General features: G+C 44.0%; 20 protein-coding genes. 5 read left to right on the top strand and 15 right to left on the bottom strand.

Features of this window, described 5'->3' with window-relative positions:
- Positions 1 to 5: 5 nt before the first annotated feature.
- Positions 6 to 1079, bottom strand: coding sequence for a M24 family metallopeptidase (locus G7035_RS18405; protein ID WP_017427496.1), 1074 nt, complete (start codon positions 1077 to 1079; stop codon positions 6 to 8).
- A 74-nt stretch (positions 1080 to 1153) separates the two neighbouring features.
- Positions 1154 to 1744, bottom strand: coding sequence for a YqhR family membrane protein (locus G7035_RS18400; RefSeq protein WP_019687910.1), 591 nt, complete (start codon positions 1742 to 1744; stop codon positions 1154 to 1156).
- 265 nt (positions 1745 to 2009) lie between these two features.
- Here G7035_RS18400 and G7035_RS18395 point away from each other — a divergent pair, with 265 nt between their 5' ends.
- The 3 genes from G7035_RS18395 to G7035_RS18385 all read left to right on the top strand — a co-directional run bounded on the left by G7035_RS18395 (position 2010) and on the right by G7035_RS18385 (position 4600).
- Positions 2010 to 3011, top strand: coding sequence for an ABC transporter substrate-binding protein (locus G7035_RS18395; protein ID WP_019687911.1), 1002 nt, complete (start codon positions 2010 to 2012; stop codon positions 3009 to 3011).
- Positions 3012 to 3279: 268 nt separating this feature from the next.
- Positions 3280 to 4272, top strand: a complete 993-nt coding sequence (locus G7035_RS18390) for a DUF1385 domain-containing protein (RefSeq protein WP_017427494.1) — start codon at positions 3280 to 3282, stop codon at positions 4270 to 4272.
- Between the two features lie 7 nt (positions 4273 to 4279).
- Entirely contained in the window at positions 4280 to 4600 is a 321-nt protein-coding gene (locus G7035_RS18385; protein ID WP_017427493.1) for a hypothetical protein, read from the top strand.
- Between the two features lie 119 nt (positions 4601 to 4719).
- Here the strand turns inward: G7035_RS18385 and G7035_RS18380 are convergent, their stop codons facing one another.
- The 3 genes from G7035_RS18380 to mntR all read right to left on the bottom strand — a co-directional run bounded on the left by G7035_RS18380 (position 4720) and on the right by mntR (position 8109).
- A complete protein-coding gene (locus G7035_RS18380; protein ID WP_016822303.1) occupies positions 4720 to 5709 on the bottom strand; it encodes a patatin-like phospholipase family protein in 990 nt (329 codons plus the stop codon).
- 95 nt (positions 5710 to 5804) lie between these two features.
- A complete protein-coding gene (locus G7035_RS18375) occupies positions 5805 to 7547 on the bottom strand; it encodes a family 10 glycosylhydrolase (RefSeq protein ID WP_019687913.1) in 1743 nt (580 codons plus the stop codon).
- 136 nt (positions 7548 to 7683) lie between these two features.
- Positions 7684 to 8109: a transcriptional regulator MntR gene (gene mntR, locus G7035_RS18370; RefSeq protein ID WP_007430946.1), complete on the bottom strand. Its 426-nt coding sequence runs from the start codon at positions 8107 to 8109 to the stop codon at positions 7684 to 7686.
- Positions 8110 to 8361: 252 nt separating this feature from the next.
- On the opposite strand from mntR, the gene splB reads away from it, so the two are divergent.
- Entirely contained in the window at positions 8362 to 9426 is a 1065-nt protein-coding gene (gene splB / locus G7035_RS18365) for a spore photoproduct lyase (RefSeq protein ID WP_019687914.1), read from the top strand.
- On the opposite strand, the gene G7035_RS18360 is transcribed toward splB, so the two are convergent.
- The 8 genes from G7035_RS18360 to adhE all read right to left on the bottom strand — a co-directional run bounded on the left by G7035_RS18360 (position 9419) and on the right by adhE (position 22241).
- Positions 9419 to 10135: a cytochrome c biogenesis CcdA family protein gene (locus tag G7035_RS18360; RefSeq protein ID WP_025365168.1), complete on the bottom strand. Its 717-nt coding sequence runs from the start codon at positions 10133 to 10135 to the stop codon at positions 9419 to 9421. The two genes, splB and G7035_RS18360, sit on opposite strands and share 8 nt — an antisense overlap.
- A 168-nt stretch (positions 10136 to 10303) precedes the next feature.
- A complete protein-coding gene (gene metG / locus G7035_RS18355; protein WP_019687916.1) occupies positions 10304 to 12322 on the bottom strand; it encodes a methionine--tRNA ligase in 2019 nt (672 codons plus the stop codon).
- A 416-nt stretch (positions 12323 to 12738) separates the two neighbouring features.
- Positions 12739 to 13029, bottom strand: a complete 291-nt coding sequence (gene yidD, locus G7035_RS18350; RefSeq protein ID WP_016822308.1) for a membrane protein insertion efficiency factor YidD — start codon at positions 13027 to 13029, stop codon at positions 12739 to 12741.
- 1 nt (position 13030) lies between these two features.
- Positions 13031 to 13522 (bottom strand): Fur family transcriptional regulator, encoded by a 492-nt coding sequence (locus tag G7035_RS18345; protein ID WP_016822309.1) that lies wholly within the window; start codon positions 13520 to 13522, stop codon positions 13031 to 13033.
- 255 nt (positions 13523 to 13777) lie between these two features.
- Entirely contained in the window at positions 13778 to 15997 is a 2220-nt protein-coding gene (locus G7035_RS18340; protein WP_019687917.1) for a copper amine oxidase N-terminal domain-containing protein, read from the bottom strand.
- Positions 15998 to 16215: 218 nt separating this feature from the next.
- Positions 16216 to 16974 carry a pyruvate formate-lyase-activating protein gene (gene pflA, locus G7035_RS18335; protein WP_013371803.1) on the bottom strand — a complete coding sequence of 253 codons (759 nt, stop codon included), beginning with the start codon at positions 16972 to 16974 and terminating at the stop codon, positions 16216 to 16218.
- Between the two features lie 65 nt (positions 16975 to 17039).
- Positions 17040 to 19301: a formate C-acetyltransferase gene (gene pflB, locus G7035_RS18330; protein WP_016822312.1), complete on the bottom strand. Its 2262-nt coding sequence runs from the start codon at positions 19299 to 19301 to the stop codon at positions 17040 to 17042.
- Between the two features lie 327 nt (positions 19302 to 19628).
- On the bottom strand, positions 19629 to 22241 hold the full coding sequence (adhE, locus tag G7035_RS18325) for a bifunctional acetaldehyde-CoA/alcohol dehydrogenase (protein WP_019687918.1): 2613 nt from the start codon (positions 22239 to 22241) through the stop codon (positions 19629 to 19631).
- A gap of 259 nt (positions 22242 to 22500) precedes the next feature.
- Between adhE and G7035_RS18320 the strand changes: the two genes are divergently transcribed.
- The gene (locus tag G7035_RS18320; RefSeq protein ID WP_014599995.1) at positions 22501 to 23217 is read left to right on the top strand and encodes a Crp/Fnr family transcriptional regulator; all 717 of its coding nucleotides are present in this window, start codon (positions 22501 to 22503) and stop codon (positions 23215 to 23217) included.
- Between the two features lie 142 nt (positions 23218 to 23359).
- Here the strand turns inward: G7035_RS18320 and G7035_RS18315 are convergent, their stop codons facing one another.
- Together G7035_RS18315 and G7035_RS18310 are read right to left on the bottom strand one after the other, a co-directional pair.
- Complete coding sequence (locus G7035_RS18315; protein ID WP_019687919.1) at positions 23360 to 24127, bottom strand: dioxygenase family protein; 768 nt, start codon at positions 24125 to 24127, stop codon at positions 23360 to 23362.
- A 705-nt stretch (positions 24128 to 24832) separates the two neighbouring features.
- A complete protein-coding gene (locus tag G7035_RS18310) occupies positions 24833 to 25177 on the bottom strand; it encodes a winged helix-turn-helix transcriptional regulator (RefSeq protein ID WP_013371810.1) in 345 nt (114 codons plus the stop codon).
- Positions 25178 to 25285: the final 108 nt, after the last annotated feature.

The raw sequence follows: 25285 nt of genomic DNA, 5'->3' as shown, positions 1-25285 counted from the left end.
CGTTATTAAACGACTGTAAATTCTTTGCTCGAATGCGTTAATACTTTGATGCCGTTATCTGTAATAACGATATCATCCTCGATCCGTACACCGCCCAATCCAGGCACATAGATACCTGGTTCGACCGTTACAACCATGCCCGGCTCCAGAATATCATCACTTGCCTTCGACAGACGTGTAGATTCATGCACTTCAAGACCCAGACCATGACCTGTACTGTGTCCGAAATTGTCTCCATACCCATGGCTAGCAATAATATCCCGGGTCAGCGCATCCGCTTCACGGCCTGTCATGCCCGGCTTAATATGTTCGAGTGCGTGAAGCTGCGCCTTAAGTACAATATCGTAGATCTCGCGCAACTGAGGCGCCAAATCCCCTTGTGTAGCCACTGTACGGGTCAAATCGGAGCAGTAGCCATCCAGCAACGCACCAAAATCAAACGTAATCAGCTCACCTGCTTGTACTAACTTTGCACTGGCTACTCCATGAGGCAATGCCGAACGAACTCCGGATGCCACAATCGTGTCAAATGAAGAAGAAGTAGCTCCCTGCTTGCGCATGAAGAATTCCATTTCCAGATCCAGCTCACGCTCGCTGACTCCTGGTTTGATGTAAGGTAAAATGTGTGCAAATGTAGCATCTGCCAAATCCGCTGCCCGTTGCATCACTTCGAGCTCTTCCGCATCCTTGTACACCCGCAGCTTTTCCACAATGCCCGATACCGGAACCAGCTTAATAGGTGACAGATCTTCGCTATAAGCTTTATGTGTCGCAACAGTTACATCATCCTGCTCAAAGCCTGTTTCGCTAATCTGATGGGAAGACAGCAATTCTTTTACTGTTTCCATGACCTGCGCAGCGTGCTGCACTACCGTAAAGCCTTGGGCTTGTTCGGTCGCTTGTGTCATATAACGAAAGTCAGTCAGCAAATAACTATGGGATTCTGTAATCAGCACATAGCCCGCTGAACCTGTGAAGCCTGTCAAATATCGACGATTGACAGGGCTAGTAATCAGCATAGCCCGCAGGTTATGCTCGCCCAGCGCCTGCCGCAACTTTAGCACCCGGTCATTCTTCATCTTCATTCCGCTCCCCTCTGTCAAATAACCAAATGCTATTTTAACACAGGGGATAGGCGCTTGAGAAGTTTTTGTTACGTTCTGTCCCCAGCCTTCTCAGGCTCGCGCATTCTTTCATCCGTATACTCGACAGCAACGGTATATCCGATAAATAGTCCCCACAGTATAAATACGCAAACTTCTGTATATATGGAATTCCATGTTAATCGATAAGGAGGGTTCATCATCCCTAACTTAGGGCCTGTTAACACAAATAAAATAACCCACCAAATCAGACCGTATATAATACCGGGTATAGGGCCATTAAACCTACGCAAAATCAGGGTGTACACCAATGACGCTACCACGGACAATGCAATAAAAAACAGCAACCCCACCAAATGCCCTGCCATGGTGTTCATGAACGAATGCTTGAAAAACGGCTCTGCCAGAAAGCCAGGCGCCACTACTGTAAAGTGCAGCGTATAAAACAGCCAGCGCAGCAACCCCCAGAGCAAACCCGCAAAAAAACCCAGCTCAAGTGCAAAGGGAATGAGCGGTGTATGTAATTTGCCTGACTGTTGTCTGCCTCTGTTACTGTTGTCATTATGATTACGTTGATTTTGAGATTCACGGGACTGTTCCTGATCACGACCTATTTTCGGTATAGAGTAAGTTTCACTCATGTGCTTGGATCTCCTTTCAAAATGAATAAATTTTCTCATGGTGAGGACTCATTGTTATAAGGAAAAGCATGTGTACTTCCACCAAATTCGTGCCTATCCATTTTGAGAGGTAGTATGCTCCAATGGGGAGCAGTTTAACAATGAAGTCGAAGAGTGGATTTAATAATCTTTGCATTGACAAAATTTCAATCCTGTTTCATAATATATTGATGAAAATGATAATCATTATCATTTCATAATACGTTTATACAGGAGAACGCAATCTATGAAAAAGGGATTTATCGGATTCTTATTGTTACTGACTTTTATGCTCACACTGGCAGGTTGTGGAGCAACTGACAATGCAGTAGATAAAGGTCAGACAACTACGTCGGGCAGCAAACCCACTGAAGCAGCGACCGGTCCTGTGACAGTAAAGCATAATCGTGGTGAACTCACGCTTGACAAGCCCGCGCAGCGTGTCGTGGTGCTTGAATGGACATTTACGGAGGATTTGATTGCATTGGGCGTTCAGCCAGTTGGTAATGCGGACAATGCCAACTATAAGGTGTATGTGACTCCAGAGGCGGCTCTGGACAGTAACGTGGTCGATGTCGGTACACGCAACGAGCCTAATTTGGAGGCGATTGCTTCATTAAAGCCGGATCTCATCATATCCAATTTTGATGGGAATGAAGCAATCTATGAGCAACTCAAGGCCATCGCACCGACGATTGAATATAATCTGAACGATGGTAACGGCTACGACTATGATAAGATGGTGAAGATTTTTAATAGTATCGCAGTCGCTCTTGGAAAAGAGGATAAAGCTAAGCAGGTGCTTGCCGATCTGGATCAGCATTATGCCGAAGCCAAACAAAAGCTCGCCGCTGCAAACAAATCGGATTTCCATTTTATACTGACACAGGCTTTTACTTCGCAAAATGCAGCCAGTCTGCGTATGTTTTCAGATAATTCAGTCGTTGTGGGAACACTGGCGAAGATCGGTTTGGTTAACGATTGGAAACCGAGCAAGGTTGAATCGTATGGCTTTTCAACGGTTGGCATTGAAGCTCTGTCAGCCGTTCAGGACAGCAACTTTATCTATATTGTGCAGCCAGACGATAATGTTTTCGGCTCATCTATGAAAAACAATTCTGTTTGGAATGGTTTGAAATTCGTCAAAGAAAAACGTACTTATCCGTTGGCCAGTACAACATGGACGTTTGGCGGCCCGGTCTCGTCAAAGGGACTGGTGGATGAGACTGTCGGGGCAATTACGCAATGAATTTGATCTGGCGATTCCGTCTGATTTTATAACTGGCGATAATAAGCATTTATGGGGGCAGTCTGACCGCTCTCATAAATGCTTTTTTAAACCTATGGCATGATATCTCCCCACACTACAAGGATTTCCATCTTCTCCGTTATGATTAAATTTCCTTTTCGAATGATAAAATTAGCAGGTCACTCCATCCCATTTTCGTCTAACTAGATATTCCCTTCCAAATTCGATACAATATACAAAAAAGTATGTATTAAGAGAGGTGAGACGGTTGTCACAAGCATCCAAGCCTGTGAGCTACGGCGGTCAGGCAGTCATTGAAGGTGTCATGTTCGGCGGCAAGCGTGTCAATGTCACGGCAGTTCGCCGCAAATCTGGCGAAATCACATATTTGGAAGTACCACGTAAGGAGCAATCCTGGGTGTCCAAATTCCGCAGAATTCCGTTATTGCGGGGGATTGTCAGCATCATCGACTCCAGTGCCAAGGGCACCAAGCATTTGAACTATTCAGCCGATGCGTATGCTGATGATGAAGTAGATCCGGAAGAACGCGCTGAACAAAAGAAAAAAGAGGAATCCCGTTGGAGCCTGAGCATGATGATCGGCGTGGCTGCGGTCGGTATATTGTCCTTCCTCTTTGGCAAAATTGTATTAACCCTGGTTCCGGTTGTTATGGAGAGTTTCCTGTTTGGCGGCTTGTTTCACAACCAGATTTTGCATAATCTCGCTGAAGGAGCTATTAAGCTGATTTTGCTGCTCGCTTATTTATGGGGTATTTCCCAAACTCCGTTAATTAAGCGACTGTTTCAATATCACGGCGCGGAGCATAAAGTGATTACTGCATTTGAAGCTGGGGAAGAACTGACTCCAGCCAACGTACAAAAATATAGCCGACTGCATTATCGCTGCGGTAGCAGCTTTATTATGCTCACCGTGATTATCGGGGTACTCGTCTACTCCCTGTTTACCTACGATAATCTGTGGGAGCGCATGGGGCAACGTCTTTTACTGCTTCCGATCGTATTGGGTCTTTCTTTTGAATTTCTCAAGCTGACCAATGCACTTCGGGAAATTCCAGTGCTTCGTTATCTAGGTTACCCCGGCCTATGGCTGCAGTTGCTTACCACCAAAGAACCGACCGATGATCAAGTGGAGGTATCGATTGCCTCATTTAAGCGTATGCTTGAATTGGATGCTGAGTTAGAAAATGTACCTGTAAAGGAGACTCTCAACAGTCCGGTCCTTGATCCTTTGAAAGGATGAGTGAATGATGTACAGACATGCCGTTATTTTCTGGCTTACCCTTGCTTTGGGCGCATATGGAATTGTAGATATGCTATGGAAAGGTAGCTGGGGCTTTCTCATTAGTTTACTAATCCCCATCTTTATTTTTGCAGTTATATTTCTGCTGTACAAATACCAGCCAGGACAACGCAAGCGAACTCCCAAAGTTAAGCCCTCTGTGCGCACCATGACCAAAACAGCCAGTGCACGTAAACAGCAGACTACAAGCAAACGCAAAGCGTATCCTTTTCATGTCATTGAGGGTTCCAAGGGCAAAAATGAAGAGGAACAACCTAAATATCATTAATCATTATCAACCTTTAAAATGTAGCACAAAGGAGCCATCACCCGTGTTTTGCAATATGACCGGGAAGAGGCTCCTTTTTTACTTCCTTTGAAAATACTTCAACTGCCAGTAAGTGGTGTTTATTTCATGGCGTACATGGTATCTTTCATCAATTGATACTTACTATACTGCTGCTGGTAAGAAGTGATGCTCCATTTGTGGAAAAAAGCTTCTCCTGCCTGCACACCGGAAGCATACAACAAATCACTTTGCTCTGGTGAAATGCTGAATTGGGCAGTGCGGATACCCAAAGTTGGAATTTTAATGGTCCGATACCGATTCTCCTGCTCAATATACCGTTCATCATGTGCCGATAGCATGGTATCAAAAATAGCCTGCAGCATGGTCAATGGGCCTCGTATATAAGAAACCTTGGTCTCCGTCCCTGTTTTGCCCACCATTTGAAATCCTACCGTTGGAATCGTTTTGGCCTCACGTTCATTGACAGGCTCATCAAAAAGCCATAGAGGCAGATTGCTGAGTAAGGCTCCATCAACAACAAATACAAATTGCTGGGAAAAGGTTTTTCCCTTGGCAAGTGCAGAATCAAGTCTTAACATAACAGGATCAAAAAAATAAGGGATACTCGTGCTCATCCGAATGGCCTTGGCTACCTCTAGTGAAGAGGGGTTTATACCAAAACGTTTGATATCCTCAGGAAGCACCAAAATGCGTCCATTCGTAATATCTGATGCAATAATGCGCAGCTTGCCAGGAGGTAGATCCGCGAATGTACGCACTCCTTTAGCTAGTAACAGCTCGCGTACCCAATGCTCTAGTGCCTCTCCTGAGTAGAGCCCTTTTTTAAGAAAGATACGTGCTGCTGGCCCAACCCACTTAATATTGAACACTGGAGAACGTCTTAACAACTTGACCAAGGGAGTTTTCTCAATTACGGCTTTCATTTCATCCGCCGTATATCCCGCAGCCAACAAAGCAGCTACAATAGCCCCTGATGATGTACCAGCCAAACGATTGAATACAATATCATGCTCCTCCGCAGCCTTAACTGCACCCGCCAGCGATATTCCCTTAACCCCTCCACCCTGGAACACAGCATTGATCAGCATAGATCAAAAAACCTCCGTTCTCTTGGGAGTAAGCAGTTCTACTGCTTATGTATGAGAACGGAGGTCCATGTAGAACCTAAATGATCCAATTTATATCATAATTGATAATAATTTTGAAGAAGTTGAATGAGTCCGTATGGATTTTTCCGCAAATGCTGTGCACTAAAATAAATATCCCCTTTGACCTGCTTATAATTCTCGTTCAGTTCAAGCTGCTTAATTAACTCTTGAGAGGATTGCCATCCTTTTTCAGGGGTGCCGATTTTATAAGGTGAATGGCCAATATACAGCTTAACATCTGAATTTTTGACCTCATTGGACCACCATGCGACAAGCTTGTCATATCCAGCCGCTGGGAAACCGATACTCCAGTAAATTTGTGGAGCTACATAATCAATCCATTCTTTGTTAATCCAGGTTCTTACATCTGCAAATGTCGTGTCATAAGCAGTAACGCCTGCCTTGGTGTCTGAACCCGTTAAGTCCTGAGACTTGTTGCGCCACACGCCAAAAGGACTAATCCCGAATTGAACTTTCGACTTGCTGGCATGAATGCTTTTGCCCAAATCGCGAACAAAACTATTTACATTATCTCTCCGCCAGTCACCTTTGTTAGAGATTTTGTTGGCGTTATATGCTTTGAAAGTCGCGTCATCATCAAAAGTCCCGCTGTAAGGATAAAAATAATCATCCAAATGGACACCGTCAATATCGTATCCGTTTACGACCTCCATAATCGCAGCAATGACATGCTGACGTGCAGCTGGAATTCCAGGATTGATGTACAACTGGCTACCATTCTTAACAATCCAATCCGGATGTTGATTAGCCACATGGTTTGCTGCCAAACCGCTAGTTGTTCCTGTAGAATTAGCACGGAACGGATTAAACCAGGCATGGAATTCCATCCCCCGCTTATGTGATTCACTAATCATAAATTTCAACGGATCATAGCCTGGATTTTTACCCTGGGTATTCGTTAAATACTTGCTCCATGGCACAAGATCAGAGGGATAAAGCGCATCCCCGCTGGCACGAACCTGAACAAATACCGCGTTAATGCCCATACCCTGCAAATCATCGAGCATTTTTGTAAACTCCTGCTTTTGCTTCTCGGAACTGCTTCGTGCAGATGAAGAAGGCCAATCTCCATTAATGGTGGAAATCCATGCTCCACGCATAGAGGTTGTAGCCTTCACCTGAGCCACATTTCCCTGTGAGGAACCTGAAACTTCCTCATTAGTAGAGGTTGACGGTGAGGTAACAGCGTCCTGTCCATCCTCCTTGGCTCCCTGATCGGTACTAACACTCTCCTGATTGCCAGATGCTGAGTTATTTGATGTTGAGCTGCTGTTTCCCACAGAAGTACTCCCACCAGTAGAGGTACCTTCTTTACCACTGCTTAACGTAATGACCCGCTCTGAGGCTTGCCAGTCTACTTTTAACCCCAACTCTTCCCCAACAAAACGCAGTGGTACCATGACTCTCCCACTTGACATACGCGCAGATGCGTCCAATCGAACCGACTTGCCATTCACAGTAGCGCTTTGTGCACCATTATCCATAGATATATTTTTGTTCTGTGCTGTAATCGTTACCGTACCAGACGATGCCGACCAGTTGACCTGTGCGCCTAATCCCTCACTAATCACTCGCAAAGGAACCATCGTGACATTCGCGCCCTGTACAATGTACGGTGACGCATCACTTTGCAGGGACTGTCCGTCCAATATAATCTCAATCTCACCAGTTGATGCCGCTTGAACTCCAGGCACAATGGCAGTCTGTACTGCTAAGAGTAGACCCGCAGCCATGAGCCCTATTTTCTTCCGATTCATATCTTTATAATCCTCCGCTACCCCTGTTAATTTTAACCCCTATCTTGTCCTGCTATATAATGGATAGACGCTAATAACCAGATATTTGTTGCGGTCAGGAAAATAAAAAAAGCATTGTCCGTAAGGACAGATGCTTTTAGGAATCCCCACTCAATTCCTTGTGTATGTCATGAAGCTGGCGCAAGCGATCTTCATCTCGGCGGAAATATTCAACCAATGTCTCGATACGTGTGATGGAATCCCAGCTCAAATGGTGTTCAATACCTTCCACATCTTTATATATTAGGTCCTTGTCAACCCCAATCATATCCAGAAATTGCTCTAGTAACTGGTGGCGGTCAACCAACCGTTTGCCGACCTTTTTCCCTTTCGGTGTCAAAATCAGTCCCCGATACTTCTCATATACAAGATAATCGTCCTTATCCAACTTCTGAATCATCTTGGTGACGGACGAAGGATGCACCTCCAAACCCTCTGCGATATCCGAGACACGAGCATATCCCTTCTCATCGATCAGTTGGTAAATGCGCTCCAAATAATCTTCCATGCTTGGCGTTGGCACTTGTTTCCCTCTTTTCTGTTATTGAACGGGCGCTTACCGCCTTCATTTCCTGCATTAAACCTACTATGTAATGATACATGTTATCATCGCTCATTGGCAAGTCTCGTCCCTCCACTCACATCTATTGCCACGATTTGTTCAATTTAAGCAGGGTACACTAATGTTGTCGCCCCTGTATCGTTACTTTCTGCGGAGATGCTTTAGAGTTGGACACCAGAGCACAGAGGATTTATTTCGAAAGGAGCGTTAGCCATGTCTACGCTTGAGCGTACTCCTGTCCAAATCAGAGGAACCAAGCCATTCATGCCTGATCTGGTGTTTTTTGAACCAGACGCACTAAATTATCCCAAAGGCCAGCGTATTATGGATTGGGTCAAAACCAAGGATATTCCGTATCGTATGACGACCTCTCACAACCGAATTACCAATTTACCAGGTGAAACTGAAGTTGAAAAATACCGAGTGGCAAAAAAGACACTGGTTGTCGGCATCCGTAAAACATTAACTTTTGACCAATCCAAGCCCTCTGCCGAATATGCCATCCCTATTTCGACTGGTTGCATGGGGCACTGTCACTACTGTTATTTACAAACAACCTTAGGAGCAAAGCCGTATATTCGGATCTATGTCAATACTGACGATATCATATCAGCAGCTAAAGCCTATATCGAGGAGCGGGCGCCTGAAATTACTCGTTTTGAAGCAGCTTGTACCTCTGATCCGGTTGGTTTGGAGCATATCACTGGATCACTTGGAGACTTGATTCGTTTCATGGCAGATGAGGAATTTGGCCGACTTCGTTTTGTTACAAAATATCATCATGTTGATCCATTGCTGGATATTAAACATAATGGCCATACTCGCATCCGCTTTAGCATTAATTCCGATTATGTTATTAAACAGTTTGAACCTGCAACTTCGCGCTTTGAGGAACGTATTGAAGCAGCGGGCAAAATCGCACGGGCAGGTTATCCGCTGGGGTTCATCATCGCACCCATCATTTGGTATGACGGCTGGGAAGAAGGATACGGAGAGCTGCTGCGTAGATTGGGAGAAACCTTGCCCCAGCATGCTACGAAGGATCTGACATTCGAATTAATTCAGCATCGCTTTACCAAAACATCCAAAGCTGTTATCGAGAAGCGTTACCCGAAAACCAAACTGGAAATGGACATAGAAAAACGTAAGAAAAAATGGGGCCGCTGGGGCCAGAATAAATATGTTTATCCCGATGAACAGCAAAATGCACTACGGGAGTTTATCACAGAACGCATTTTTGAACATTTTCCTTTAAGTCGTATCGAATATTTCACATAACCAGCATCCAATCCGGGGTAATCCGTTGTAAAAAAAGAGTAACATCTGTCATATGATCCGTTACCAGCAGACCGCCAGTGATCACAAGCAGCATGCCACCTATTTGGATAAGGATGGAAGTATAACGGGACGATAACTTAACAGAGCCTGCCAGCAAAGCCAATACAAAAAACGGAATCGCAAAACCAAGTGCGTAGCCAGTAATCAGCTTGAACCAAATGTGATGCTCTACTGCCGCCAAAGCGATAATAGCTGTTAGCATAGGACCGATACAGGGTGACCAGCCTGCCGCAAACCCAATTCCGATTACAAAGGAACCGGCGTAACCGGCAGGCTTCCATGTCCAGCGCAGCTTATGCTCTCTCATTAGAAATAATGGACGCACGAAACCAAGAGATACCAGACCCATGAGTATAATAAGTAGCCCCGCTACGACTCTTAGCGTATCCCCATAATTGGCAAACCATTCTCCAAGCAACCCGACACTTGCCCCCAGTGAATAAAAAACAACCGAAAAGCCTAATACAAAAGCAAGCGTGTGTCCCATCGTACGATAGCGAACCTCTGCCCTGTGCCGTCCTTCAGCCAGTTCACGTGCCGACATTCCTGTTATATACGATAAATAGGATGGATATAGTGGCAAGCAGCACGGTGAAAAAAAAGAAACCAGTCCAGCAACGATGGCCAACCCGGCGTTGACATCTGACATCATCATTTCCTCCCACCTGTCTTAGTGAACACGCAGAGCAAATACAAGCCCTACCTACTAAAACATACGTATAGACAGAGAAAAATATGATGCAAGCCAAAAAGCGTATGCCTGGGAGAATAATATCCAAGCATACGCTTTTTACGTTCTTTTATTTTATATAGCCTCTTATTTTACAATCGCACCATTTGGCATACCATCCGGTACAGTGGCCAATGTAAGCTGATCCCCATGTGATGCTGCCAAAATCATACCCTGCGACAGCTCACCCCGAAGTTTTACTGGCTTAAGATTGGTCACACAGATCACCTTACGCCCAATGATATCCTCAGGTGTATAAAACTTCGCAATTCCTGATACCACCTGTCGCTGCTCATAACCAAGATCGAGCTGAAGCTTCAATAGTTTATCGGCCTTCTTCACAGGCTCACAGGCGACAACCTGAGCAACGCGCAGTTCTACCTTGGCAAAATCCTCAATGCCAATCTCTTCTTTCGGCTCTGGTGCTTCCTGGCTCGCCTCAGATGCATTCAGCGGTTGAGCTTGTGTGGCAGCTTCCTCCGGTTTCTTACCTCCAGTCATTGCTTCTACGATAAAAGCAACCTCTTGCTCAGAGTCCAGACGAGGGAAGATCGGATTACCTTTTACCAACTGCGTTCCTTCTGGAATACGTCCAAATTGCTTGCCGCTATCCCATGTAGTCAGCTCCCCTTGACAAATACCGAGTTGTTTCCAAATTTGATGAGGTGCACGCGTCAAGAAAGGCTGAAGTAAAATGGAAGCAATACGCAAGCTTTCTACCAAATGCACCATAACAGATGCCAATTCGCGACGTTTTGCCTCATCCTTAGCCAGATTCCAAGGTTGCGTCTCGTCAATATACTTGTTGCTACGGCTAATAAATTGGCTAATCGCCGTTAAAGCCACGGAAAATTCCATGTTTTCCATAGCTTCTTCAACTTTACTATAAGTCGATGTTGCCATATCTACCAAAGCTGCGTCGAATGAGGTTACATTGGCTTCATAAGCGGGAACTTTGCCGTCAAAATATTTGTCTACCATCGCTACCGTACGATTCAACAAGTTGCCCAGATCATTGGCTAAATCCGAATTTACACGATCTACAAAACTTTCAGGTGTGAATGTTCCATCCGCTCCAAATGGCACCTCGCGCAGCAAGTAGTACCGAAGTTGATCCAGACCATAACGGTCAATCAACGTTACCGGGTCTACCACATTGCCTTTAGATTTCGACATTTTGCCATCTTTCATGAGTAACCAACCATGTGCAAATACTTTTTTAGGCAACGGAAGGTCCAGTGCCATCAGCATGATTGGCCAATATATCGTGTGGAATCGTACAATCTCTTTACCTACGATATGCACATTTGCTGGCCAAAATTTATCGTATAGCTCAGTATTAGAAGAGCCATACCCCAAGGCAGTGATGTAGTTGGAAAGTGCGTCAATCCACACGTATACGACATGCTTCGGGTCCCCCTTGACCTTAACACCCCAGTCAAAAGTTGTACGGGAAACAGCCAGATCCTCTAACCCCGGCTTGATGAAGTTGTTAATCATTTCTTTTTTCCGGGATTCCGGTTGGATAAACTGCGGGTTCTCTTCATAAAATTGCAGCAACCGATCAGCATACTTGCTCATGCGGAAAAAGTAACTCTCTTCCTTGACCAGTTCTACAGGGTGTCCACTATCCGGGCTCTTACCTCCAGTCACATTACCTTCAGCGTCCTTCACGACGTCAACGAGCTGAGTTTCTGTGTAGTAAGTCTCGTCAGGAATGCTGTACCAACCTTCGTATTCTCCCTTATAAATATCGCCTTGTTTTAATAAACGATCAAAGATTTCCTGTACGACAGCCTTATGACGTTCCTCCGTAGTACGGATAAAATCGTCATTGGAAATGTCGAGCTTCCGCCACAGGTCTTGAATACCTGCCACAATGTCATCTACGAAACGTTGCGGCGTTTTGCCAGCTGCACTTGCCTTTTGCTCAATCTTCTGGCCATGCTCATCCGTTCCTGTCAAATAACGAACCTCATATCCCCGTAGCCTCTTGTAGCGAGCCATCGCATCACCCGCTACCGTCGTGTAGGCATGGCCTATATGGAGCTTGTCACTGGGATAATAGATCGGTGTTGTAATGTAAAATGTGTTCTCACTAGACATGTATGTTCCTCCTGTTTTGTTCACGACAGCAAAAGATTTGCTATCATGATAGGTACTCCAATTCATGAATTCGACACAAATTGGGCATAAAAAAAGACCCCCGTCCCTATGGGACGAGAGTCACCTCACGCGTTACCACCCAAATTCCCTGTACCCTCGCAGAATACAGGCTTCACCGGTCACATCTGACCGCCCATTAACGCTGGATCACGCCTCCTCCTTACGATTGCCTCTTGAACATAGCTTCTTCACTGTGGCAAATACGCTCGAAAAAGGTTCCTCCAGGACCATATTCAGGCTTCACTCCAGACCGGTTTTCAGCTAACTCCGGCTCTCTGTACTGGACGACTTACCTTACTCATCCCTTCACAGGAAAACAATATTAACCAAAATATAACCAAATCGGCATGGCGCTGTCAAGTCAGACCCTTCTCGGTGTGGGTAACCAAACGATCTTTGTCAGACTGATCTAACCCCTTTTTTGCAGGAGGGACCAAATCTACACCGCCGGGATGAAATGGATGGCATTTAGCTATACGCTTTGCAGCTAGCCATGAGCCTCTGAGCGCACCATGCACTTCTACCGCCTCCAGCGCATACGCCGAACACGTCGGATAGAACCTGCAGGTAGCCGGCTTTAATGGTGAAATGTAAGCACGATAAAACTGAATCGGAGCCTGTACCACTCTGCGTGTGGTGATTTTCATTTCAGTAGCCCCCGTGGCTGTGAGTGTGACTGCTCGTCTGTTTGAAACCCCCATCCGAATTACTCTCAGTATGCCCATTCTTCTGCTGACAGTCTTTGCAATAACCAAAAATTTCAAACTTATGCTCGACGATTTGGAATTGATCTGTTGTATCTGTCATTTGCATTGGACAAAAAGAAATCGGCAATGTTTTCTGACAGCTCAAGCAAATCATATGGTGGTGGTGATGATGTTCATTACAGCTCACCTTGAACTTCATCCCATCCTCAAAAGATACCTGCTCCAGTACACCCAATTCCTGCATTACACGCAGATTGCGATATACTGTATCAAAGCTAAGTCCGCTGTACTTCTTACCCATATATTCATAAACGTCTTTAGGGGACAGATACCCTTCATTCTCGGAAAATAACGTGGCCAACGTCTTGCGTTGATCTGTAATACGCAGCCCCTGAGCGGACATCGTTGCGATAATCTCATCCTTTGTCAGCATGCGTTTCACCCTCCCCTGTCTATAGTTTCAGGTTTTCTGATGCAGGCTTAGGCTTGCATCTATTCATTATACCACGATTAAAGTCAATATTATAAGAGATATTCGCGCTACTCATAAGAAAAAGACGTTCTCCAGTGCTGCAACCAAGTTCGCAACGGGAGAACGCCTATATCCTGCAAGTAACATCGACTTTTAAAACGGTGAATGATGAGACTCAAGTGGTCTAAGCCGGTATACAGCACCGATTATTTAAAATTAGTTTTTAATAGCTGGTAAAGGCATAACTACTACGGAAACCGGCAGATTACTACCAGCAGCTGCAGTGAAATACATCTCTACACTTTCTTCGATATGACCTGTGCGATACAGCACACTCATCTCATTCGGAGCTTGCACAGAACCATTTGTTGGTATACCCACAACCTGATTATTCACCATCGCATAGCCGGCGTATTCGCCTCCACGTGGGTTAAACGTAATCAGTGAATACGGCGCTACATGATCCAACTTAACCTTATATACAACACCAAAGTTGCCGGCATTGGAAGCAGAAGAGCCATCCAGACCGTCGGTACCAATCAGATTCGGGTCCACCTTATTATCACCAAGAACGATACGTTGAGCTGTTTTACCAACCTCTTCGGTATAATTGAGTGAAATATCCGAATTTGCGTACGTTCCACGGTTATGAATGCCGTCCTTAGGCAGTTTTGCCAGAGTAGGCAACGCAGTCAACGGATCTACATTAGCATCTAGCACAACTACCGTGTATTGAATAGGTTGATCCGTGTACAGATCGGATAACAAAGAAATAACTTGTTTTTGCTTGATTTTTTGCGCGTTCAAATCTTGTAAAATAACACGGCTCTCACCCGGATTTAGAACTGTGCTGGAATGCTTGCTTCCATCCAACATAGATTGAAAGTACCTTTGAATCGAAACTTTACCCGCAGCTGTGGCAAATTCAGATGGTCCAGCAAAACCGGAATTTTCGACATTTATATTGGTCGGAGTGATATTGTTGTTGGTCGCAATCACGTACATCTTCACATCTCGACCCGTTTCATTGACATGATGGACAAGAATACGCGTACTGCCTGATCCGGTTTCCTGATACACGATACCATCCTGGAACACACGCTCTGGGCTGTTAGCACGGATCAATAGACGTGGGGAAGAAGTACTTGTCACTGGAATAGTAGCCATAGCAGGCACCTGACTGCCATCTACACTGTATTTATCACCATATGGCGTGAAAATTTTATTGAAATCATCTTCGTTGTACAGCAGTTCATTCGTAATTTTAATCGTTTCACTTTTGGTACCTGTTGCGCCATGCTTATCAGTCACGGTCAGGGTAATGGTTACATCACCTGGCTGGAAGAAGGCAAGTTTCTTGTTCTCCCAATCACGCTTAGTGATAGCATTTTCGTCGTCAGTACTCAGGTCGGTAATGGTAATTTTTTCACCCATCTTGTACTCTTTTTTATCCGTTGTAAACAGAGCTACCGGCGGCTGGTTTGGCGGTCTTACTGTAATTGTTACTGAGTAAGGATCACTCCAGTTCCCAGCAGAGTCAAGAACGGAATAGGTAACTACATATGTACCCGGCTCCTGAAATACGTCCTGCTTACCTTCCCAACGTTGGTTCACAATCGGAAGACCTGTAGGAGAAGATTCCTTGGTCAAATACGTAACTTGAGTTTCACCCGCATAGATATCCTTTTGTTGAACCGTGAAAGAAGCTTTTGGCTTCTGATTCAAATCCATGATAACTTGTTTAGTTGTATTATTCACAGTATAAGGAATATTTAGGGCCTGTGTAATCGAAGTCAACGGTACCATAAATACGTTCTTTTGTTGGAAAGCAGGTCCCTTCATTTGTCTAGCTTCACCGTTAACCGTATAAACTTTGCTGTCTGTTTTGAAGCGTAGGACATTTGTTCCTTGGGTGATTACGGTTTCTTTGGTGGCAGTGTCATAACTAAACTGCAATCCGACACGGCTGACAAGAGAACGGATAGCTACATAGGAAACTCCGTCTTTGACTGTCATCGGCTGAGTTGCCGTATATACCTGTCCGTTTTGTTCCATTTTAGCACTGTTCAAATACAAAATCAGTTGATTCGCATTCATGGATGTTGGAGCTCCACCAGGATTGGTGATCGTTCCGTCTCCACCGTATACATCATTGGTTACGTTCGATCCGTTAGTGGTATCTGTAGGCAGCCCAGTCAATGGATCATTGGATACACCCGTGTTATCAGGTGTTACCGTATTAGCTGGTGTGCTTGTTCCATTTTGATCTCCGATACTATTCTGAACGCCGGAATCAGCAACATTGGTCGTCTGCTGGGCGCTAACCGAATCGGTGGATTGAACGCTTGTTGATGCTGCTTCTGCTCCTACAGGGGCTACTGCAGCCACCTGAGCTACCGCCAAGGCGGTGAGCATGGTCCATTTCTTGAAATTCATTGTCTGTCTCCTTCTATCCCCAAATTATTATCATTCCCGTGAAAAGTCATACTATTAGACGCGACAGTTGTCAAAAAGTTTCTGGAAATTTTGACGATCATGAAAAAAAGGTAACTTTCTCCTGTGACTGCAAAAATTCAACAACAAAAAAACCGCCGTCCATCTGATCTGATGTGACGGCGGCTTTATAACCTGAAAGTAGTTCTGATCCATTTACATTATGATGGACGGCAAGCAGTATTCGTTCCTGCAGTCTCCAGACGACCCTCTTCAATGAGTCGGTAAGCACGTTGAACTTCTTCATCTGTAGGAGACGGAACTCCCTCCAGCGGATATGCCTTACCGAGCATTTCCCATTTGTAAACACCCATTTGATGGTAAGGTAAAATTTCGAATTTCTCGACTCCGTTCAACGTTCCAATGAACCGTCCCAAATTGAGTAGATCTTGCTCGTCGTCATGGATACCCGGTACAAATACGTGTCTAATCCACATTTTTCGCCCTTGCTCAGACAACCAGCGGGCCGTACTTAGCATACGATCGTTGGATTTGCCTGTAAGCTTAATATGCTTGTCGTTATCAATGTGTTTAATATCTAGTAGTACCAAATCCGTTACGTCCAGTAGATCATGGATACGACCTGCATCATTAAAGCCGTTACTGTCCAATGTCGTGTGCAAATTCCAGCGACGTTTCACTTCTTTGAACAGCTCTGCTACAAAATGAGCTTGTAATGTCGGTTCTCCACCGGAAACTGTTAATCCGCCTCCCGAAGAACGGTAATAGGCTAAATATGGTTCAATCTCAGCCAATACTTCTTCTAACGTCATCGGATTACCTTCATTCAAGGCCCAAGTGTCCGGATTATGGCAATATTGACATTTTAACAAGCATCCTTGCATAAAGAGCACGAAGCGGATGCCGGGACCATCGACGGTCCCGAAGGTTTCCAATGAGTGTATGTGACCTTTCAACATGTTGCATCATCCTTCCCGCATCCGCTATGCGTGCGTCAGTGTATTATTTGATACGTAAAACTTATTTACATTGTACCGTGGAAAGTACGGTTAATAACATCCAATTGTTGCTCACGAGTCAGCTTGATAAAGTTAACGGCATAACCGGAAACACGAATCGTAAGTTGTGGATAGTTTTCTGGGTGTTCCATTGCATCCAACAGTTGTTCACGAGCAAACACATTGACATTCAGATGATGTGCGTGGCTTCCAAAGTAGCCATCCATCATCGAAACAAGGTTTGTTTTGCGTGTTTCTTCTTCTTTACCCAGTGCTTTAGGCACGATGGAGAAGGTATTCGAGATACCATCTAAGCTGTGTTCATAAGGCAATTTGGCTACGGAACTCAGAGATGCCAGAGCACCTTTTTTATCACGACCATGCATTGGGTTTGCACCTGGTGCGAACGGTTCGCCTGCTTTACGTCCATCAGGTGTTGTACCTGTTTTCTTACCGTATACCACGTTGGAAGTAATGGTCAGTACAGATTGAGTAGGAACCGCATTACGATAAGCTTTATGTTTGCGGATCATGCTCATGAAGCTTTCTACCAGTTCTACAGCGATAGTATCTACGCGGTCATCATTGTTACCGTAGCAAGGATATTCGCCTTCGATTTCAAAGTCAACAGCAATTCCTTTTTCGTTGCGAATTGGTTTAACTTTTGCATATTTAATGGCGCTCAAGGAGTCGGTAGCAACTGACAGACCCGCAATACCACAAGCCATGGTACGAAGAATATCACGGTCATGCAACGCCATTTCAATGCGTTCGTAGCTATATTTATCATGCATATAGTGAATAACATTCAAAGTGTTCATGTACAGTTTTGCCAGCCATTCCATCATAGGTTTGAAACGGCTTAACACTTCTTCGTAATCCAGCACTTCGCTTGTAATAGCTGGGAACTCAGGTCCTACTTGAACGCCGGATTTTTCATCCTTACCGCCGTTAATGGCATACAGTAGAGCTTTTGCCAAGTTGGCACGAGCGCCAAAGAATTGCATTTGTTTACCGATTCTCATAGCGGATACACAACAAGCAATACCATAATCATCGCCGTAGATTGGACGCATCAAATCGTCATTTTCATATTGAATGGAGCTAGTTTCAATAGAAACTTTTGCACAATATTTTTTAAAGCCCTCAGGCAGTTTTTCTGACCACAGTACAGTCAAGTTAGGTTCTGGAGCAGGTCCTAAGTTGTACAGTGTGTGCAAGAAACGGAAGCTGTTTTTGGTAACACGAGTTTCTCCAGTGACAGACATACCACCAATGGATTCTGTTACCCAAGTTGGGTCACCACTGAACAGTTCATTGTAGTCAGGTGTACGCAGGAACTTAACAATACGCAGTTTCATAACAAAATGATCGACCAGTTCCTGAGCTTGTTCTTCGTTCATCGCACCTTCCTCAAGATCACGTTGAGTATAAATATCAAGGAATGAAGATACACGTCCCAAAGACATTGCTGCACCATTTTGTTCTTTAATCGCTGCAAGATATCCAAAATATACCCATTGGAAAGCTTCTTTTGCATTGTTAGCTGGTTTAGAAATATCAAAACCGTGCTCAGCAGCCATTTGTTTCAATTCATTCAAAGCACGAATTTGTTCAGAAATTTCTTCACGCAGACGGATTACGTCTTCTTCCATGGAATCAACTTCAAGGCTTTTCAATTGAAGTTTTTTATCTTGGATCAAGAAGTCTGCACCATACAGAGCTACGCGACGATAGTCACCGATTATACGACCACGACCGTATGCATCTGGCAGACCAGTAATGATGCCAGCTTTACGAGCTGCTCTCATTTCATCTGTATAAGCGTCAAATACACCTTGGTTGTGTGTTTTACGAATATGAGTGAAAATGTCAACAATGCTTTGTGGCACTTCAAAACCATAGGCTTTACAAGCATCGATCATCATCCGAATTCCACCAAACGGCTGCAAAGAACGTTTGAATGGAGCATCTGTTTGTACGCCGACAACTTGTTCTTTGTCCTTGTCCAAATAGCCTGGTTTATGTGAAATAATGGTGGATGGCGTATTTACGTCTACATCAAGAACGCCGCCGTTTGCCAACTCTTTTTTAGTAAGATCAGATACAATTTCCCACAATGCAGTTGTATTGGCGGTAGGACCAACCAAAAATTCTTCATTGCCAACATAAGGTGAGATATTTGTTTCAATAAAATCGTTGACGTTAACTTCTTTAGTCCATTTTCCTTTTTTAAAACCTCTCCAGCCAGATTGTTGCTCTTGTAATTCTCTCTCAATCACCGACATGTAAATCCCTCCAAATTGTTTGGTCTTCCGGACTTGTGATTTTTTTCACGTTTAAACTATTTCTTGAGCCCGGCCTTTTCACCGATGCCTTACGCTCAGTGTCGGGACCTTTCTTACACTCTTATTGTAGAATAATGATAGAGTGTAGTATGTGACAAAAATCACAATATGAGTGATTTTTGTCACTTTATTTCCCCTAGCTTCACGCGTATACCTCTAGCCTTGCCGTTCACCTCCCTTCCCAAACCAAGAGGCCCTCTATATAGAGAGCCTGCATTGGTATTGTATAGGAAAATGCTTAGTTACAAGCCTCTTCATACTATTATATTATTGATCAAAGCGTCCGTAGAAGGCATTACGGTATACATCAGCCAATTCAGTAACCAGCGGCAGCTTTGGATTTGCAGTTGTACATTGATCCTCAAAAGCGCGGTCAGCCAAATAATCTACACGTGATTCAAAGTCTTTTGGATCGAAACCAAGTTGTTGGAACGATTCCTCGATACCGAGTGTTTTGTTCAACTTACGGATCGCGTCAATTAAGCTGTTAACCCCTTCTTCAGTGGTACGTGCAGGCAGTCCCAGTATGCGTGCGATTTCTGCATAACGCTCATCTGCAACAAAGTGCGAATATTTAGGGAACGAAGCAAATTTTGTCGGTTTTTTCGCATTGTAGCGAATAACGTGCGGCAGCAAGATAGCATTCGTGCGGCCATGCGCTGTATGGTATTGTCCGCCCCATTTATGTGCAAGACTATGGTTAATACCCAAGAATGCATTAGCAAACGCCATACCTGCAAGTGTAGAAGCATTATGCATTTTTTCGCGAGCCAGCTTATCACCAGTCAGAGCCGATTGCTCCAGGTATTGGAATACCAGTTGAATAGCTTTAATTGCCAGACCATCTGTATAATCATTGGCCATTACAGACACATAAGCCTCGATAGCATGGGTCAGAACGTCCATACCTGTATCGGCTACAGCAGTTTTAGGCAGCGAATATACAAACACAGGGTCAATAATTGCCACATCAGGAGTCAACTCATAGTCAGCCAGCGGGTACTTCGTGTTGCCCAGGTTTTTGTCCGTAATAACTGCAAACGATGTAACTTCCGAACCTGTACCCGAAGTTGTAGGGATAGCCACAAATTGTGCTTTTTGACCCAGACGTGGGTACTTGTAAATCCGTTTACGGATATCCATGAATTTTTGTTTCAAGTTATTGAAATCAGTATCCGGATATTCATAGAACATCCACATGCCTTTAGCAGCATCCATTGGCGAACCGCCGCCGAGTGCGATGATGCAATCCGGTTGGAAACGTCTCATCATTTCAGTACCGCGCTCTACCGTAACTGTCGATGGATCTGGCTCTACTTCGGAGAACACTTCAATAGCAACCGGTGTTTGACGCTGGTGCAAATAATGGATGACACGGTCCACATATCCGAGTTTCACCATCATAGGGTCAGTGATAATGGCTACACGTGTGATATCAGGCATTTTAGCAAGATACTGTGTCGAATTTTTTTCAAAATAGATTTTGGAAGGTACTTTGAACCATTGCATATTCACCGTCCGTTTCGCCACCCTTTTCACATTAATCAAGTTAACTGCAGATACGTTCGACGAAGTCGAGTTACGACCGTACGAACCGCAACCAAGTGTCAACGAAGGAAGGTTGGTGTTGTAAATATCACCGATTGCGCCATGTGTGGAAGGTGCATTTACAATGATACGTCCTGTTTGCAAACGGTCTGCGAAGCGAGCAATAACATCCTCATCTTGCGAATGGATAGCTGACGAGTGACCCATACCGCCGAACTCTACGACTTCAGCAGCACGTTGGATACCTTGCTCTGCATTTTTTACTTTGTAGCAAGCCAATACCGGACTCAATTTTTCCGCAGATAATGGGAATTTGGTTCCTACTCCTTCAATTTCAGCGACCAAAATTTTGGTTCCTGCCGGTACTGTAATACCGCTCATTTCAGCGATTTTTACAGCAGACTGGCCGACAATGGCCGGGTTCACTGCACATTTTTCTACATTCATAGCTCCTTGAGTGAGCTTAGCTGCCTCTTCTTTATTTACAAAGTAGCAACCATTAGCAATCATCAATTTCTTCACTTGCTCGAAGATAGGCTCTTCAATAATTACAGCTTGTTCCGAAGCACAAATCATACCGTTATCAAAAGATTTAGAAAGGATAAGGTCGTTCACGGCCTGTTTGATATCGGCTGTTTTCTCAATAAAGCAAGGTACGTTACCAGGACCTACGCCAAGTGCAGGTTTACCACAGCTATAAGCTGCCTTAACCATGCCTGATCCACCAGTTGCCAAAATCAACGCTACATCAGAGTGGTTCATCAGTACATTTGTTTTATCCATCGAAGGTGCTTCAATCCATTGAATACAATCCGCTGGAGCACCATGTTTAACAGCTGCTTCAAGCAAGACGCGGGCTGCTTCCGCACTACACGATTGAGCAGATGGATGGAAGCCGAAAATGATTGGGTTACGTGTTTTAATGGCAATTAACGCTTTGAACATCGTAGTCGAAGTTGGGTTTGTTACTGGAGTAATCCCCATGATAATACCGACTGGTTCAGCTATCTTTTGAAAACTATCAAAGTCATTGTCTTCAATGACACCGACGGTTTTCTCATTTTTGATGCTATGGTAGACATATTCTGTTGCAAACATGTTTTTGGTGATTTTGTCCTCGTACACACCGCGTCCTGTTTCTTCAACAGCCAACTTCGCGAGGTGCATGTGCTTATCCATCCCTGCGAGTGCCATAGCTTGTACGATTTCGTCCATCTGCTCCTGATTCATACTCATGAAAGCTTGCTGTGCCCGGTTCGCCCGGTCAATCAGCGTTTGAATATACTGCTCTGCGCTTTGCTCTTTTTGGATAACCTCGTTTTTAACAGCCATTTCCCTCATCCTCCTGTTATCTCGTGTACTATCTCTTGTTCACGCACTGATCGTAACACAGCTTTCTAAGATATTTTGTGATTTTTTTCACAATCTATTTAAAATTTTATTTTATGAAGTGAATTAAATCACAAAGTTTGGAATTCTGCCACTTTTACCCCCTCATCTTGCCCCAAAAACGCATTGCACAGGTATATAATGAATTTGAATTGATCAAGTTGCAGATAAAATAACATAGGATACAAAGGGGAAATGGACGATGAGAAACCCTACAAATGTAATGGAAGCCCGCGGCAACACCTGTTGCTTCTCGGAGGCCAGCTTCAACCGGCTGCAAGTGATGATGAAAGATCGAGTTATGCCAGAAAGTTCGCATCTGTTCTGGGAAGGAGATACAGCGGATAAGCTGTTTTATATTAAGCGCGGACGCGTAAAAGTGACCAAAACTACGGATGAGGGTAAGGAACTTATTCTATATATGTATCAAAGCGGCGATCTTGTTGGTCAAGCTGATCCTTTCTTCGGCACTAAGCATTCCTTTTCTGCTGAGGTTCTGGAGGACAGTGATATTGGCGTAATCGATCATACAGATTTGGAGTTGCTTATTTGTCAGCATTGTGATTTTGCGATTGACTTTATGAAATGGATGGGATCGCATCACCGCATTACCCAGACCAAGTTCCGCGATTTGATGATGTACGGCAAGCCTGGCGCTCTATGTTCCACACTCATCCGACTATGCAACACCTATGGTGAGCCTCACGGCGACTATATTCTGATTCATAAAAAGATTACTCATACTGACTTATCAAATATGATCGGTGCTACCCGGGAAAGTGTAAATCGGATGCTCAGTGATCTGCGTAAGAAAAATGCAGTCGAATACGATAATGGTATGATTGTTGTCAAGGATTTGGAAATGCTGCAAGGTGTATGTCATTGTGAATTGTGCCCACGTGAGATTTGCCGGATATAATAAATTTTTTTAATGTAAAAGGGAGTGCTGTAAGCCATTATTAGCTTATAACACTCCCTAATTTTATTCCACTCCCCATTTTTTAGAGAACGGACGGGACAGTAACAAAGCACATAACTCGACCTTCTTCTGCCTACCCACTTTAAAACTGCAAACATAGATAACTTAAATTTCCCATCTCATAGCTTCTATGGATGACCTTAGCTTTGTTTGCAGGGTCGCCACTACCCATTGCAATAAACAACGGTACAAAGTGTTCTGCTCTAGGTACAGCCTGACGAGCATACGGCGCTTCGCTTTCATAGTGATCTAAAGCTTCTATATCTCCGCTTTGCACTTTTTCGATAATCCAGTCATCAAAATCAATTGCCCAACGTTCCGTTTTCGTTTCTCCCCATTTGACAATACGCAGATTATGGACAGTCACGCCACTGCCAATGACCAGAATATCTTGTTCTCCCAACTCACGCAGCACTTCACCAATGGCAAATTGTGCTTTGGGCGAGAGGTACGGATTTACGGAAATCTGAACTACCGGAATGTCTGCCTCAGGATACATACGATGCAACAATGTCCAGGAACCATGATCCAGTCCTCTCACATGATCAGTTTGTACCTCGATGCCGTTTTGTTCATATAACTTTTTCAACTTATTAGCTAGTTCAACAGAACCATGTGCTGGATATTTCACTTCGTACAGTTCCGGTGGGAAACCTCCAAAATCATAAATTGTATCGTATATGTCATCCATTGAACTAATCGTTAACATTTGTGTCTCCCAGTGAGCTGTAAAGATAACAATCGCCTTAGGATGAATGCTTTTCCCCAACTGATCTAAAAATGCAGTATAGTCCGTCTGTTCAATAGCAAGCATAGGTGATCCGTGTGCTAAAAATAAAGATGGTATCATTAAAATCTCCTTATCGTATACAGTTTATTTTATTCATATAGTAACTTTATGTAAGTTATAATACATAAGTAACAGAGTAATGTCAATCTCGATGCCAGCATATACTCAAAGATCAGCAATTTCTTTAAATAAAGATTGATATAGGTATAAAGTCATAGTAATATGTAACTAATAAATTTTAAAATACTACTATATTCCGATACAAAGGACTGGTTTCTATGGAGATACATACTTCGAATTGCCCAAAATGCGGTTCCATTTTCCGTCAAAATCTTAGAAACCTGTGTAGCACTTGTATTCAAGAAGAAAATATATTCTTTGACCGCTGTTCTAACTATCTATGGAGGCATCCTTCTACTCATACCCGCCAACTCAGTGATGTGACTGGCACACCTATGGATTTGCTCACAGATTGGGTAAGAGCAGGCAAATTTCCCTCCACATACAGTCAGCTTGATTATCCTTGCGAGTCTTGCCGTTCTCCCATTTATGCAGGAAGACTTTGCCACTCGTGCTTAGGCACATTTCGTACAGCCGCACTGGATATTCAATCCCGTGTCCCCCGCCGTACAACAGCCGGAGTATTCTCAGTAGCAGGCCGTGCTAAAAGCTATTAAGCCGTACTACCTATCACAAAATAAAAAAACAGCCTTTTTCCTAGGAAAAGGCTGTTTTGCTATGAAAAACACTTAATGAGTTTGGTGATCATCTAATCCATTCCTCAGCCCAAAATTGAATCTGCTCCATAACCGGCTGAAGTGCACGACCTTTGGTGGTTAGCTCATATTCAATGCGGACAGGAGTTTCCGGATATACATGGCGTGTAAGAATCCCTTCATTTTCCAGATCCTTCATCCGCTCTGATAACATTTTGTCACTCATTGTGGGAATCAGATTGGAAATATCCTTAAACCGCTTGGGACCGCTCATCATGGATTGAATAATCAATCCATTCCAGCGCTTACCCAGACATGAAAAGGCGGTTTCAAAACGCGGACACATTTTTGTAAATTGCGGTTGACTCTCCAAATTTTTCACCTTCTTTTGCATTTCGGTTTGATAAAGCTTTCCTTTTGTTAGTATATATCATTTTAGCATACTTTATCCCGAAAGAAAACACTTTCTTAAATTTAATTACCTGTGATGATAAAGTTGCCA

Origin of the sequence: Paenibacillus polymyxa (genome assembly GCF_015710975.1) — a bacterium.
Lineage (GTDB): Bacteria > Bacillota > Bacilli > Paenibacillales > Paenibacillaceae > Paenibacillus > Paenibacillus polymyxa.
Note: the sequence above shows the minus strand (reverse complement) of the source record. Positions and strands in the feature narration are given on the sequence as shown.